Source organism: Sphingomonas sp. NFR15 (genome assembly GCF_900103265.1).
GTDB lineage: Bacteria > Pseudomonadota > Alphaproteobacteria > Sphingomonadales > Sphingomonadaceae > Sphingomonas > Sphingomonas pollutisoli.
This window is the reverse complement of record NZ_FMWX01000009.1, coordinates 139,382-154,208: the sequence shown is the minus strand read 5'-3', so window position 1 is coordinate 154,208 and position 14,827 is coordinate 139,382. Positions and strand designations below refer to the sequence as shown.

Here is a 14,827-nt window from a genome sequence, read left to right as displayed (position 1 = left end):
CCACCAGCCGCTTGAGCTTGGCGTTCTCCTCCTCAAGCTGACGCAGCCGGCGCATCTCCGACGGCATCAGACCCGCGTACTTCTTGCGCCACGCATAGAACGTCGCCTCGCTGATCCCCGTTTTGCGGCACACCTCGCCGACGCTCGTCCCATCCTCCGCCTGCTTCAACACGAAGGCGATCTGCGCCTCCGAAAACTTCGACCTCTTCATCGCTCACTCCGCTTCCCTGGCCCTTCTCCATAACTGGAATTTTCCAGCTCAAAACGGCCCAAGAAACGGGCAGCAGGTCAGTACATGACGACGCAGGTCAGGAAGCTCGCCTGCAGGCGGCGCTCGATCTGACGCGGGCGCTGAACGGCCATCTGAGCTGCATCGACGTCTCGATATACCCCGAACTGGTGGGAGACTATTATTCGACCGGTGTCGCCGAGGCGATGCTGAGCGACGAGCGCGAACGCGAGGGCAAGAACAAGGCCGTGCTCGAAGCGCGCCTGGCGCATGAGGATGTCCCGTGGGATTGGGCCGATGTCACGGGCAATCTGGTCGATGGGGTGTGTGACGCCGCGACACTCGCGGACATTATCGTCCTCAACCGCAACCCCGACATGCGCGACATCGCGAGCCGCATCCTCATGCATGCGCGCGCGCCGATCGTCGCGGTTCCTGACGATTGCAAGCGGCTCGCTCTCGATCGGGCGCTCGTCGCCTGGGACGGGCAAGCGTCCGCGGCGGCGACGCTGCGCGCCTGTGTGCCGCTGCTGCGGTGCGCCGAGGCTGTCGAGATCTTCATGGCGCGGGACAGCGCCGAGACTGTCGAACCGGCGCTTGCCGCCGAATATCTTTCCCGGCACGAAGTTCACGCCACGGTGCGGATCATTGAGAATGGCACGGAGGCCGCCGACCAGTTGATCGCGGCGGAGGCGATCGCGTTCCATGCCGATTATGTGCTGATGGGCGCCTATAGTCATGGTCGCCTTATGGAAACCTTCGGCGGCGTGACCAGACGCATGCTCGGCGAGGCCAAGCTGCCGCTGATTCTCGGGCACTGAGCCTTCGTTTCGGGAAGGCGAATCCGACATGCGCCCTTCCTTCGACTCGGTCCTTTTCCCCGGCGTTTTCACCGCGCCATGACCCGCGCGCACCTCCTCTGGCTGGGTGCCGGCGTCCTTCTCGCGGTATTGCTGCTGATCGGTGCCGCATATTTTCTTTTTCGGCCCATCCGCGTCACCGTTGTCACCCCGCATCGCGGCCCCGCCGTCGAACTCGTCTATGCGACCGGCTTCGTCGAACCGACGCAACCCGTCGCGGTCGCCGCGCGGTTTACCGCCCCCGTGAAGGCGGTGCTGGTGGCGGAAGGGGATACGGTCCGCAAGGGACAGGCCCTTCTGACGCTCGATGATACCGACCTGCGCGAAACGTATGCGCAGGCGCACGCCCAGAGCGTGGGCGCGACCCTCGCGGAGCGGCGGATCGTCACGCTGTTCGGCCAGGGCTGGACGACGGGGGCGGATCGCGACGCGGCCGTCGCCAACGGCGAGGCCGCGCGCGCTGCGGAACGCACGGCCGCCGCCAAGCTCGGCCAGAATGTTGTACGGGCGGGGATCGACGGCATCGTCATCAAGCAGGATATTCAGCCAGGGGAACTCGCCGTTCCAACGCGGACGCTCATGCTGCTGGGCGATCCGCGGCGCGCGCGGGTGACGGCGACGGTCGACGAGCGCGATATCCCCCGCGTGCACGTCGGCCAGCGCGCGCTGATTTCCTCGGATGCTTGGCCGGGACGGGTCATCCGCGCGCATGTCGCTGAACTCACGCCGACCGGCGACCCGGAGCAGCGTGCCTTTCGGGCGCGACTCCTGCTCGACGACGGCCCCGTCCTGCCACTCGGCCTCAGTCTCGAGGTGAATATCGTGACGCGTTCGGTCGCGGATGCGCTGCTCCTGCCGGCCTCGGCGATCGACGGTGATGGCGTGTGGCTCGTCATCGGTGGTCGCGCGCACCGCCAGCGTGTCGGCATCGGCATTCAGGGGCCGGGCACCAGCGAGGTTCGCGGCATTGCGCCGGACGCGCGGGTCATCGACGCTCCGGGCGGGCGCGTTCAGGAAGGCACCCGCGTTGCGGCGTCGGCCCGATGATCGGTGCCCGCCTGCCATTGCTCATCGACATTGCGATCAAGCATCTCGCCGGGCGCAAGCGGCAGAGCGTCGTGGCGGTCTTCGGCGTCGCGGTCGGCGTGGGATTTTTCCTGGCCGTGTCGGCGTTGATGGTCGGCAGCCAGAACGATTTCATCACGCGCCTGATCGACGCTGCGCCGCATATCGTGGTGACCGACGAGATTCGCAGCCCGCGTCCGCAACCGGGAACGATCGCGTTCCCACGCGGCGCCGTGATTCTCCGCCACTTCAAGACCCGCACCGAGGCGCGCGGGATCAAGGACTGGCCGGCGCTCGTCGCCGCCGCCGATGCGGTGCCCGGCACGATCGCGTCGCCGAGCCTCAGCGGCGGCATCACGCTGAAGCTCGGCGGACATGAGGAGGCGTTGGGCGTGATCGGAATCGACCCGGAGAAGGAGACGCGGGTCAGCACCGTGGAAAGCAATCTGCGCGCCGGGCATCTGCGCGACCTGGAGACGACGCAGGGCGGTCTGGTCGTCGGTGAAGAACTCGCGGCGCGCCTCGGCGTTGGCATGGGGGACGTCGTCGCCGCGACATCGGCATCGGGCGCGACCCGCTCGCTCAGGATCGTCGGGCTGATGAAGCGCGGGCAGACCGCGATCGGCGACACGTCGGGCTACGTCTTGCTGCGCGAGGCGCAGTCGCTGCTCGAACGGCCGTTCATCATCAACCGGATCGGGATCAAGCTTCGTGATCCTTACGCAGCCGATCCGGTCGCCAAACGTCTCGAGGCGCGCTTCGGCTACAAGGCGCAAAGCTGGCAGGAGCGCTCATCCGATATCCTCTCGGTGCTCGTGACGCGCAACGTCATCATGTACACCGTGGTCTCGGCCATCCTGCTCGTGGCGAGTTTCGGCATCTACACGGCGGTGTCCACCAGCGTCTCCGACAAGCGCCGGGACATAGCGATCCTGCGCTCGATCGGCTTTTCGCAAGGCGATCTACAACTCGTCTTCGTGATCGAGGGGCTGATCGTCGCCCTCATCGGTATCCTGCTGGGCTGGATGCTCGGTTTCGGCCTCATGTCGGCGCTCGGATCATTGCGGTTTCCGATCGCGGGTGAGACGCAATATCTCCCGCTCGATCATGGCGCCCGCCAGTATCTGATCGCGGCGACGGCTTCGCTGCTCGCCGGGATCGTCGCCGCCTGGTTGCCCGCCCGCAAGGCGGCCCGGGTCGATCCCGTCGATATCCTTCGTGGCGCGGCATGATCGCGCTCGAAGCCCGTGACATGGTGCGGACCTTGGATGGCGATCCACCGGCCACGCTCGTCGCCGGTGCGTCCTTCTCGGTCGAGCGCGGCCGGTTCACGACGATCATCGGGCCGTCGGGATGCGGCAAGTCCTCGCTGCTCTATCTGCTGGGCCTGCTCGATCGGCCCACCAGCGGCGCCCTGCTCGTCGATGGAGAGGATGTGACGCCGCTTGGCGGAGACGCGCGGGCGCGGCTGCGCCTCCAGCATTTCGGCTTCGTCTTCCAGTTCCACTTCCTGCTTCCAGAGTTCACCGCGCTCGAGAACGTGCTGTTGCCGATCCGGCGCCTGGGGGCGCTGGACGCGACGCATGCGAGCGAGCGCGCGCGGACGCTGCTCGCGGCGGTCGGGCTCTCCGGCAAGGAAGGGAAGACGCCGGACCGCCTCTCGGGTGGCGAACGCCAGCGCGTCGCGATCGCGCGCGCGCTTGCCAATGATCCTCAGATCATCCTCGGCGACGAACCGACCGGCAACCTCGACAGCAAGAACGCGGCCAATGTCGTCGAGACGTTCAAGTCGCTCGCCCACGAGGAAAACCGCGCCGTGGTGTGCGTGACGCATGACCCCAAGATCGCGGAAGCCGCCGATGTTCGGATCGCGATGCTCGACGGTCGCATCGCATCGATCGAGACGGGCGCGGTCGCTATGTGAGAGACGCCTGGCGAACCCGCTCGGGGATCGCCAGGCGCTTCAGCGCCTCGGCACCGGCCAGGTAGAGGAGGACCAGCAACGCGATCATGCTCAGCACGGCCATATTCGGTCCGCTGAAGCCCAGCAGCGTGGCGACCGGCAAATAGGGCAGAACGAGCGCCACCGCGAGGCAGAGGAGCGCTGTCGCGGTCAGCATGGGGTGCGGCCGGTCCCGCCAAAACCGCGTCGCCGTTCGAATGACGAAGACGACAAGGATCTGCGTCGCCATCGACTCGATGAACCAGGCCGCCCGGAACGTCGCCACGTCGACATGGAAGATCTTCACCAGCGCCACGAAGGTCGCGATGTCGAACACCGACGACAACGGCCCCATGATGAAGGTGAAGCGGACCAGCGCCGCCATGTCCCAGCCGCGCGGTCGCGCCAGATCGCTCGCATCCGCGCGATCGAAGGGAATGCCGATCTGCGAGAGATCGTAGAGCATGTTGTTGAGCAGAACCTGCACGGCGGTGAGCGGCAGGAATGGCAGGAACACGGAGGCGATCGCCATCGTCAGCATATTGCCGAAGTTCGAACTCGTCCCCATACGGATGTACTTCATGATGTTCGCATAGGTGCGCCGTCCTTCCTCCACTCCGGCCGCCAGAACGCCGAGGTCGGGATCGAGGAGGATCATGTCGGCGGCTTCGCGCGCGACGTCGGTCGCGCCGTCGACGGACAGGCCGACATCCGCCGCCCGGATCGCGGGCGCGTCGTTGATCCCATCCCCCATGAAGCCGACGGTGGCGCCGCGCGCCTGAAGCGCGCGCACGATCCTGAGCTTCTGATCGGGTGTCACCCGCGCATACAAATCGACCGAGCCGACCCGGGCGGCGAGCGCGGTATCGTCGAGCCGCGCGATCTCGTCACCGCAGAGCAACCCCTCGACCGGCAATTTGAGACTGTCGACGAGGTGCTGGACGACGATCGCGGTGTCACCCGAGATCACCTTGATCCGAACACCCGCCGCCGCCAGCGCGGCCACGGCGTCGGTCGCGCTGGCCTTGGGTGGATCGACGAACACGCACAAGCCCGAGAAGATGAGGCCGCCATCGTCGTCCGTGTCGATATTGGTCCGTCCCGCCGCGTTCTTCCAGGCGACGCCCAGCATGCGCAGTCCGGCGGCCGCGTGCGTGTCGTGCAGCGTCTGGATACGCCGGCGGAGCGCGTCGTCGAGCGCGACGATCGCTCCGGACTTGTCCTCCGCATGGTCGCACAGGGCCAGCACGGTTTCGGGCGCGCCCTTGACGATCTCGATCCTGTCGCCCGCCGCCTCGGCGAGTACCGAAACGCGGCGACGCTCGAAATCGAACGGCCGCTCGTCCATTTTGCGCCATCGGTCGAGGGGATGGCCGGCGGCGTGCGCGAGCAGCGCATCGTCGAGCGGACTCTTGAGGCCGGTTTCGAACGCGGCGTTGACTGCCGCAAGTTCGGCGACCCGCTCGCTATCCTCTCCGTCGATGCCCGGATGGGCGACCATGGTGATATGGGCTTCGGTAAGCGTTCCGGTTTTGTCCGTGCATAACACGTCCATCTGTCCGAAATCATGGATGGCGGAGAGCCGCTTCACGATGACTTTCGCCTTCGCCATGCGCTGCGCACCGCGCGAGAGCGAGACGGTGACGATCATCGGCAGCAATTCGGGGGTGAGGCCGACCGCCAGCGCCATTGCGAACAGGAAGGATTCGAGTGGCGGCCGACCGAGCGCAAGGTGCGTGACCAGCACGAACAGCACGAGGAATATCGTCAACCGCACGATGAGGATGCCGAGGCGGTGGATACCGCGCTCGAACGCGGTGGGCGGCTGATCATCGACCAGCGACTTGGCGATCTGTCCGAACTGTGTGTGCGAGCCGATCGCGACGACGAGCATCGTCGCGGTGCCGCCGATCACCGAGCTGCCGTGGAGAAGGACATTGCGTGCGTCCCCGATCGCGTCCCCGGCCTCGACCTTTGCCCGCTTCTCTACCGGATACGGCTCGCCGGTCAGGGCGGCTTGGTTCACCTGCAAGGCATTCGCGGCGAGTACGATGCCGTCGGCGGGAACGAGATCTCCGGCCATGACGGTGACGATGTCGCCCGGCACCAGATCCTCGACCGGGATCTCCTGCGGCCTGCCGTCGCGCAAAGCCAGCGCGCGCAGGGCGATCGAGTGTTTCAGCGCCTCGGCCGTCGCTTCGGCGCGGCGCTCCTGAACGATGTCGAGTCCGGTCGAAAGCAGGACCATCGCGACGATGATCACGAAGCTCACGAGGTCGCCGGTCATGCCGGCGATTGCCGAGGCGAACAGTAGGATGGCGACCAAGGGGTTTCCCAGCCGGCGAGCGATATCGCCTAGCAGATGGCGCTTCTTCGCTTCGACGATGCGGTTGGCGCCGAACACCTGGCGCCGCCGCGCCGCCTCTTCACTCGATATTCCATCCATCGTGGCGTCGAGCCCGCCGAGTACCTCCTCGGCGGGCCGGCGCCAGAAATCATCGGCGATCATGTTCACCGGCGTCGGCCCGTGAACCGCAGGAGCGAGAGGAAAAGGTTGAGGAAGTCGAGATAGAGCGTGAGCGCGCCGAGGCTCGCGGTTGCGCCGTCCGGCGTCGGCATCCTTTCGTCGTAAAGGCGCTTGAGCCGCTGCGTGTCATAGGCCGTCAGCCCGGCGAAGAGCAACACGCCGACCGCGGCGACGCCAAGGTCGAGGCGTGCGGAACGCAGGAAAAGATTGACGAGCATGGCGACGATGAGTCCGACCAGCACGATGGTGAGGAAGCTGCCTAAGCCCGACAGATCGCGTCGGGTGGTGAAGCCGATCATGCCGAGAACAGCGAAGGCGCTCGCCGCGATGAGAAATGTCGCGACGATGCTGGAGCCGGCCAGGCCGATGAACAGGACTCCGACCGACAGGCCCACAAGGATGGCGTAAAGCGCCAGCAGCCCCCGCGCCGCCGCGCCTGACAGACTTTCGACGCCCGCGCCGATGATGATGACCAGAGCAAGCGGCGCGAACGTCACCACCCAACCCAACGCCGTCAACCCGGATGGTCCGAACAACGCGCTTTGCAATGCCCCGATCGTCAGAACGAGCGCCGCGGCTGCAGCCGAAAGGGCGACGCTCGCCGCCATCTGTAGGAAGACGGACCCCAGAAATGCGTTCATCCCTTCCGGTCGGCGTGCATATTCGCTGCCGGACACGGATATCCCACCTTGGTGACGCATCGCACATGCTCCTCGCGCTTGGTGAAGCCGTTCAGGTGCGCCAATCTTGGGCGGAGCCGAATCCGTGATGCTACGTAGCACTCCCAAGTTCGCGCGACGCGGCTGACGCGTAGGCGATGCCGGCAGCCAACCGTGGGAGCCGCTCGTGCGCGAAAGCTTTTGGAACCGGCCCGGCGACATCTCACCTGCTCGGGCGGCGGGGCGCCATGTCCGCGCGGGGTGAACGTTACGCTGGTGGCCGCTGGCGCAACTGGTTCTTCGGGTTCGTCCTGGTGGCGGCGCTGATCGGCGCCATCCTTCACTGGGGTGAGGTCGAGGGTTTCGCCGCGCTTGTCGAGCGCGCACGGCCAGGATGGCTGGGGCTGGCGTTCGCGCTGCAGCTTTCGACCTATGTCAGTGTCGCCGCCGGCTGGGCCGCCGTGCTGCGGCGCGCCGGCACGCCGCAGCGGCTCCCGCCGCTGATCCGGATCGCGATCACGAAGCTGTTCGCCGACCAGGCTCTCCCGAGCGCCGGCATGGGCGGCAACGTCCTGTTGGTCGATCAATTGCGCGGCATCGGCGTCGAGCGTGGCACCGCCGTCGCGGCGCTCATCATCTCGATGATCGGCTTCTATGCCGCTTATGCGCTGTTCGCGATCATCATGCTGGTGCTGCTCTGGTTCAACGATCGCGCGACACCGTTGATGGCTGGTCTCGTGACACTGTTTCTCTGTGTGGCGCTGGCCATTCCGGGTCTTGCCCTCTGGCTGCGCAGCCGTGGCAGCGAACCGCTGCCCGCGTGGCTGGAAAGGATCGGGGTCGTCCGCAGCCTTCTCGACACGGTGGCGGAATCGCCGGGAGACTTGCTGCGCGATCGCGCATTGCTAACGCGCGTCGCCGCATGCAACGCGCTGATCTTCCTCGCCGATGCGGGAACGCTGTTCGCCTGTCTGCGGGCGTTGGGCACCAACGCATCGTTCGGAGCGTCCTTCATCGCGCTGATCATGGCATCGATCGTCGTGACCCTGGGACCGATTCCGCTTGGCCTCGGCAGCTTCGAAGCCACATCGACGGCGACGCTGCGCCTGCTCGGCGTTTCGTTCGAAGCCGCATTCGCGGGCACGATGCTCCTGCGGCTCCTCATCCTGTGGCTGCCGCTGGTTCCGGGAATGATATTGATGCGCGGTGCGATGAAGCGCCCGCCAAGCGTGCCACATCCCAGCGGCGCATCAGGAGGCAGCGCGCGCGACGATCATCGCTGAAGCCTACAACCGCAACGTCGGAAGACGCGCGAGACCATCGCCGGCAGGGACGTCGTTCACGCCGCATCGGCGGGAGCGAGCGCGCGACGAACGATCCGCACCGTGGGATCATCGGGGTCCGTGACGGTCGCAAAGCCCATTTCGCGCTCCATGCGTAGCGCCGCCTCGTGGTCGGCGCATTCGATCGCCTCGACGCTGCCAATCCCTTCCGCCTTGGCATAGCGCAAGACATATTCGAGCAGCGTCCAGCTCACGCCCCGGCCCTTCATGTCCGCGCGGGTTGCAAGCGCCACCTCGGCACGGGTCCGGTCGGGATCGGCCGCCAGCATGGCCGTGGCGATCACGTTCTCACGGGCGGCGTCGAACGCCAGGAACGTGATCGTGCGGCGGTAATCGACCCGCGTCATCGCCGCGAGCCGCGCATGCTCGACATGCGCCACGGTGCTCAGGAAGCGGAAGCGCAGATCCTCTGGCGAGACATGCTCGAAGAAGGCGGCCAAAAGCGGTTCATCGTCGCCGCGCACGGGCCGGACATAAAAGGCGAGGCCGGACTGTGTCACCAGCGAGGATGCCCATTCCATCGGCGCGGGGCGGATGACCAGGTTCGAATCCGCAGGCGCCTGCGCCGTGATCCGCACGCGTGCGTCGAGCGCGACGGCGCCGTCGGGATCGACCAGCAGCGGGTTGATGTCGAGTTCGATGATATCGGGGAAATCGACCGTCATCGCCGACAAGGCATCGAGCACGTCGGCCACCGCCTCGCGATGGGCGGCGGGCACGTTGCGATAGGCGTCCAGCAGCTTGCTCATGCGTGTCTCGCTGATCAGTGCCAGAGCTTGCGCATGATCGAGCGGGGGCAGGGCGATCGCCTTGTCGGCGATGATCTCGACCGCGGTTCCTCCCGTCCCGACGAGGAGGATCGGCCCGAAGGTCGGATCGGTCGCGATGCCGGCGATCATCTCGCGGGCATTATGCCGCACCACCATTTCCTCGATGATATAGCCGTCGATCCGCACCTCGGGATGCACGCTGCGTATGTGCGTTTCCATCGCGCACGCCGCCGCCGCGGCGGCTTTTCGGTCGTGGAGACCAAGCACCACGCCGCCCGCTTCCGACTTGTGAACGATATCGGGTGAGGAGATCTTCACGGCGAAGGGCGGCTTCAGCCAGCCACAAGCGTCCTCCACGGTTTCGACAGCGGCGGCGAAGCGGGTCGGGACCACCGCGATGCCGTAGGCGGCGAGCAGCGCCTGAGCCTCCATCTGGTCCAGGGTCTCGCGCTTGTCGGCCCGCGCCGCCGCGACGATCCGTTTCGCCTCGGTCGTGTCGAAGGACCTCTCGCGTGTTTCGACCGGCCGATCGGTAAGCGCGAGCCGGGCCTCGCGGCTGGCGAGCAGATAGCCGAACGCCCGGACGGCATCGTCCGGCGTGGTATACACGGGGATGCCGGCGTCGAGCAGCAAGGTCTCGACCGCCGCTGCGTTGCTGTCGCCCAGCCAACAGCCGAGAACGGGTTTGTCGATACGTGCGCCGCGCGCGATGGCGACCACCTCGCAAACGGCTTCCGCGATCGCCGAGGCTTCATTCTGTCCGGTGGGACAATTCATGACGATCAGGCCGTCGACCGTCTCATCGCGCAAGAGCGCGGAAACGGCTTCGCGGTATCGATCCGGGGGCGCATCCCCGATGACATCGACCGGGTTGGCGTGAGACCATGTGGACGGAAGGACCGCATCGAGCGCGCCGAGCGTTTCGGCGCGCAGCGGCGCAAGGGTCGCCCCGGCACCCTGCAGCGAGTCGACCGCGAGAATGCCGGCACCACCGCCATTGGTCACGATGCCCAGCCGTCCGCCGCGCGGCTCGGCGGCAAGGCACAGGATCTCGGCGGCGTCGAACAATTCGGTGAGGGTCTCGACGAGGACGATGCCCGCACGTTTGAAGGCTGCACGGTAGACATCATAGCTGCCGGCCAAGGCTCCGGTATGCGACATCGTCGCTTTCGCCGCGGCGGCCGATTTGCCGGCCTTGATCGCGATGACCGGCTTAATCCGCGCAGCAGCGGCCGCCGCCGACATGAATTTCGCGGTGTTGGTGACGCCTTCGACGTAAAGCAGGATCGCCTTGGTCGCGGGATCGGTCGCGTAAAGGTCGATGAGATCGCCGAGATCGACATCGGCCATGTCCCCCACCGATGCGACCGCCGAGAAACCGATCGAGCGCGCCTGCGCCCAGTCGAGCACCGCTGTGACGAGCGCGCCGCTTTGCGACAGCAGCGCCAGCCCGCCCTCGGAAGCCTTGGTTCGCGCGAAGGTCGCGTTGAGCTTGAGGCGCGGCGCGACGAAGCCGAGGCAGTTCGGTCCGACGATGCGCAGGCAATGGGACCGCGCCGCATCGAGCATCGCCTGCTTCAGCCCGTTTGCCTGGTTCAGACCGGCAGACAGCACGATGGCGCAGCGCGTTCCTTTCTCACCAAGCAGTTCGATGATGCCCGGTACGCTCTCCGCAGGCGTCGCCACCACCGCCAGATCCGGCACCTCGGGAAGATCCGCGATTGTGGCGCACCAACCCACGCCCGGTTGATCGAAGCGATGCGGATTGACGGCGTATATCGTGCCGCTGAAACCGCCGCGGACGATGTTGTCGAGCACGATCGCGCCCAGGCTGTGTGGCCTTGCCGATCCGCCGATGACAGCGACGCTCTTCGCGTCCGACAGCGGCGAGAGATTACGGATCGACATGGCTGCGCCTCGTTTGATCGGTCGGGCCGTCGTTGGCCTCCCGCCAAAATGTCCGACCGGCCCGCCGGTGAGCATTCGTAGATTCCCCGATGTCGGCTCACCCCCGCCGCCGATAGCCAGAACTGGAAGACCCTTACGGAACAATGCGTAAGGAGCGGAGATCGAGACGATGTCGTTCCGGGCAAAAAGCTTCTATAGTGAAAGCAGTTTCAGGCGCGAGAATGAGTCCCTTTCCGCTGCGGACCGGCTGATCGCGCGGACGGAGGCCGCATTCGGTATGCCGGGGTGGGGAAGTTCACGGTGGTCTGGGTTTGGCGTCGCGATCATCGGCGTGCTTGTCGCCGCCGCCGCCCGCGCCGCGCTCGAACCGGTGCTTGGTGATCGGGCGGCCTATCTTCCCTTCGTGCTCGCGATCTTGGCCACGGTCTTGGCTTGCGGGCCGGTCCCGGCCGTGTTGGCCGCAATCATGTCGCTGGGCTTTGGCTGGTACTTCTCGGGTTTCGGAAGGCTCAACGCCGCGGATATCGTCGAGGCTGCAACCTTCCTGGTGGTGGCCGCTGGTATCATCGCGCTCGGCCACCTGATGAACCGGGCGCGGAGACGCGCGAGCGTGAGCGACGCGAAGGCGGATGCGCGTTCCCGTGAGGCGCGGCAGGTGATCGAGGAACTCAATCTCCTGATCGACGGTGCGCATGGGCACGCGATCTATATGCTCGACACGACGGGGCATGTGACGATCTGGAACGAGGGCGCCGAACGGCTGAAGGGGTGGAGCGAAGCCGAGGTTCTGGGTAAACACGCATCGCTCTTCTACCCGCCCGATGCCCGCGCGATCGGCAAACCCGAAGCGGATCTCGCACGGGCACGGGAGGAGGGCAGATTCGAGGAAGAGGACTGGCGTTTGCGCAAGGACGGTCGCGAGTTCCTTGCGGCGGTATCGACCACCGCGCTCGTGGATGAGGCCGGCGAGCTGCGCGGCTTCGCCAAGATCGTCTCCGACATCACCGACAAGCGCGCGGCGGAAAACACGATCCGCGCCCGCGAGGACCATTTGAGTTCGATCCTCTCGACCGTGCCCGACGCGATGGTCGTGATCAACGATCATGGCGTGATTTTGTCGTTCAGCGCGGCGGCGCAGGCGCTGTTCGGCTATAGCGAGGAGGAGACGGTCGGTCGCAACGTGAGCATGCTGATGCCGTCGCCCGATCGCGAGCGGCATGACAGCTATATCGCGCGCTATCTCGAGACCGGCGAGAAGCGGATCATTGGAAAGGGGCGGGTGGTCTTCGCCGCCCGCAAGGACGGTTCGAGTTTCCCCATGGAGTTGTCGATTGGCGAAGCAAGCACCGGCGATCAGCGCATCTTCACCGGCTTCGTTCGCGATCTGACCGAACGACGCCACACCGAGGCACGGCTCGAGGATTTGCGGTCCGAGTTGATCCACGTTTCCCGGGTGAGCGCGATGGGGTCAATGGCATCGACTCTCGCCCATGAACTCAACCAGCCGATCGGCGCGATCGCCAATTATGTCGAGGCGGTGCGCGATCGTCTGGTCGATCTCGATCCCGCCGAATTGCCCATGCTGATCGAAGCGCTGGGCGACGCCGCCAAGGATGCGCTGCGCGCCGGCGACATCGTGCGCCGCCTGCGGGAGTTCGTCGCGCGTGGTGAGGTCGCGCGGACGGTCGAACGGTTGCCGGCGCTCATCAACGAGGCTTCGGTGCTTGGGCTTATCGGTGCGCGCGAGCGCGGCATCGAAGCGCGTTTCGATCTCGATCCCTATGCCTCGCCGGTCTTCGTCGACCGGGTCCAGATCCAGCAGGTTCTCATCAACCTCATCCGCAATGCTTGCGAGGCGATGAAAGATCAGGACGAGCGGCGGGTTACCGTGACAAGCCGCCTTGACCGGGCGGGTTTCGCGCGGGTCACCGTGATGGATACCGGGCCGGGCGTGGCGCCGGAGATCGCGAACCAGCTTTTCACCGCATTTGTCAGCACCAAGCAGGACGGGATGGGTCTCGGCCTCTCGATCTGCCGCACGATTATCGAAGCAAATGAGGGGCGTATCTGGATGGAACCCGGCGAAGGCGGGGGAACCTGCTTTCATTTCACGCTGCCGCTCGCTGAAATGGAGGACGAACATGGTGAGCAATAAACTCGTACATATTGTCGAAGACGACGAATCGATGCGGCGATCGACCAGCTTCGCGCTCAAGACGAGCGGCTATGCCGTGACCGCCTGGAGCACGGGCGCGGCCTTCCTCAAGGACGTGAAGCACGTGGAGCATGGCTGCATACTCCTCGACATCCGCATGCCGGAGATCGACGGTCTCGAGGTGCAGCAGATCCTCGCCGAACGGGGGGTGACGATGCCGGTCGTTATCATGACGGGCCACGGCGATATCGGAATCGCCGTTCGCGCCATGAAAGCGGGTGCCGTCGATTTCCTCGAAAAACCCTTCGACAAAGCAGCGCTTCTCGCCGCGGTTGAATCTGCCTTCGATCGGATCGCCAGGGCGGATGCTGCTGTCGCGAGGGCCGAAGAGGCGGACGTGCTTCTCGGCGTCCTCACCCCAAGAGAACGCGATGTGCTGGGGGGGCTGGCGCAGGGGCTACCCAACAAGACGATTGCCTTCGATCTCGGAATTTCGCCACGAACCGTCGAGGTTCACCGCGCCAACGTGATGACCAAGTTGGAAGTACGCAGCCTTTCCGACGCCCTGCGCATCGCCTTCGCCGCTGGCATGGGCGCGTGATGCTTAGGATCAATACGTAGCGACCCACCGGGCGGCGCCGGGCATCCATTCGCGACAGGCGAAAGGATGGCGTAGGTGACCATGATTCAGGGTGTGCAAAGCAGCAAGCGACCGCGAATTCTTGTCGTGGAGGACGATGCTGGGATGCGCCGGTCGATGCAACTTCTGCTTCAGGGGCGCGGCTTCGACGTTCGCGCTTACGCCGCGGCCGATCCGATGCTGCTGGACGAAGAATTGACCGTGGCGGTGTGCCTCGTCATCGATTATCTTCTGGGTGACAGAAACGGAATCAACGTCCTCGGTACTCTGAGAAATCTCGGGTGGCGGGGGCCGGCGATTCTCATAACCGCTTTCCCGACGGAGGAGTTGCGGCGTGCCGCCTCGGAGGCGGGGTTCAGCGCCTTCCTCGAAAAGCCGTTCAAGGAGTATGCGCTCGTCAACACGGTGGCGAACCTGACCGTGCGGTCCGCCGGTGGCGATTGATGTCCGCTGCGGAAGATCCGGCGCCCGACCCGGCGCGGGGCTCCGATCCTCCCTCCCTGGATCGTCTCTCGCCCCGTGAGCGCGAGGTGTTGGTCGGCATATTGGCCGGCCTCACCAATAAGGCGATCGGAGGCGAGCTCGGCATCAGCCACCGCACCGTCGAAATCCATCGCGCCCGGATCATGCGCAAGCTGGGCGCGACGTCGGTCGCAAGCCTGGTGGCGACGGCGATATCGCTCGGCGCTGGCGCACATCCGCCGTCCGCCGAATGAAGGCGGGTGGGTC

Annotated in this window: 13 protein-coding genes; 9 read left to right on the top strand and 4 right to left on the bottom strand. The window is 65.8% G+C overall.

Annotation, left to right across the window (positions count from 1 at the left end; genetic code table 11):
* Window positions 1-211 (bottom strand): transposase (locus BLS81_RS18220; protein WP_143023399.1); only part of this gene is annotated, 211 nt, incomplete at its 3' end.
* A gap of 188 nt (window positions 212-399) precedes the next feature.
* Here BLS81_RS18220 and BLS81_RS18215 point away from each other — a divergent pair.
* From BLS81_RS18215 to BLS81_RS18200, 4 genes are all read left to right on the top strand, one after another.
* On the top strand, window positions 400-1,050 hold the full coding sequence (locus BLS81_RS18215; RefSeq protein WP_256326326.1) for a universal stress protein: 651 nt from the start codon (window positions 400-402) through the stop codon (window positions 1,048-1,050).
* A gap of 78 nt (window positions 1,051-1,128) precedes the next feature.
* A complete protein-coding gene (locus tag BLS81_RS18210) occupies window positions 1,129-2,136 on the top strand; it encodes an efflux RND transporter periplasmic adaptor subunit (protein ID WP_093226009.1) in 1,008 nt (335 codons plus the stop codon).
* The gene (locus BLS81_RS18205) at window positions 2,133-3,386 is read left to right on the top strand and encodes an ABC transporter permease (protein ID WP_093226008.1); all 1,254 of its coding nucleotides are present in this window, start codon (window positions 2,133-2,135) and stop codon (window positions 3,384-3,386) included. Before BLS81_RS18210 ends, BLS81_RS18205 begins: the two co-directional genes overlap by 4 nt.
* Entirely contained in the window at window positions 3,383-4,078 is a 696-nt protein-coding gene (locus tag BLS81_RS18200; RefSeq protein ID WP_093226006.1) for an ABC transporter ATP-binding protein, read from the top strand. Before BLS81_RS18205 ends, BLS81_RS18200 begins: the two co-directional genes overlap by 4 nt.
* Here BLS81_RS18200 and mgtA read toward each other — a convergent pair.
* On the bottom strand, window positions 4,071-6,605 hold the full coding sequence (gene mgtA / locus BLS81_RS18195) for a magnesium-translocating P-type ATPase (protein WP_093226005.1): 2,535 nt from the start codon (window positions 6,603-6,605) through the stop codon (window positions 4,071-4,073). The two genes, BLS81_RS18200 and mgtA, sit on opposite strands and share 8 nt — an antisense overlap.
* A gap of 2 nt (window positions 6,606-6,607) precedes the next feature.
* On the bottom strand, window positions 6,608-7,300 hold the full coding sequence (locus tag BLS81_RS18190) for a Bax inhibitor-1/YccA family protein (protein ID WP_256326325.1): 693 nt from the start codon (window positions 7,298-7,300) through the stop codon (window positions 6,608-6,610).
* Window positions 7,301-7,530: 230 nt separating this feature from the next.
* On the opposite strand from BLS81_RS18190, the gene BLS81_RS18185 reads away from it, so the two are divergent.
* Complete coding sequence (locus BLS81_RS18185) at window positions 7,531-8,565, top strand: lysylphosphatidylglycerol synthase transmembrane domain-containing protein (protein ID WP_093226002.1); 1,035 nt, start codon at window positions 7,531-7,533, stop codon at window positions 8,563-8,565.
* Between the two features lie 56 nt (window positions 8,566-8,621).
* Here BLS81_RS18185 and BLS81_RS18180 read toward each other — a convergent pair whose 3' ends face one another.
* Window positions 8,622-11,303, bottom strand: a complete 2,682-nt coding sequence (locus BLS81_RS18180; RefSeq protein ID WP_093226000.1) for a bifunctional acetate--CoA ligase family protein/GNAT family N-acetyltransferase — start codon at window positions 11,301-11,303, stop codon at window positions 8,622-8,624.
* Window positions 11,304-11,580: 277 nt separating this feature from the next.
* On the opposite strand from BLS81_RS18180, the gene BLS81_RS18175 reads away from it, so the two are divergent.
* The 4 genes from BLS81_RS18175 (at window position 11,581) to BLS81_RS18160 (ending at window position 14,814) form a co-directional block, all read left to right on the top strand.
* A complete protein-coding gene (locus tag BLS81_RS18175) occupies window positions 11,581-13,458 on the top strand; it encodes a PAS domain S-box protein (RefSeq protein ID WP_093226034.1) in 1,878 nt (625 codons plus the stop codon).
* The gene (locus tag BLS81_RS18170) at window positions 13,445-14,059 is read left to right on the top strand and encodes a response regulator transcription factor (protein WP_093225999.1); all 615 of its coding nucleotides are present in this window, start codon (window positions 13,445-13,447) and stop codon (window positions 14,057-14,059) included. Before BLS81_RS18175 ends, BLS81_RS18170 begins: the two co-directional genes overlap by 14 nt.
* An 81-nt stretch (window positions 14,060-14,140) precedes the next feature.
* Complete coding sequence (locus tag BLS81_RS18165; RefSeq protein ID WP_093225997.1) at window positions 14,141-14,542, top strand: response regulator; 402 nt, start codon at window positions 14,141-14,143, stop codon at window positions 14,540-14,542.
* Complete coding sequence (locus BLS81_RS18160) at window positions 14,542-14,814, top strand: response regulator transcription factor (protein WP_093225996.1); 273 nt, start codon at window positions 14,542-14,544, stop codon at window positions 14,812-14,814. Before BLS81_RS18165 ends, BLS81_RS18160 begins: the two co-directional genes overlap by 1 nt.
* Window positions 14,815-14,827 lie beyond the last annotated feature (13 nt).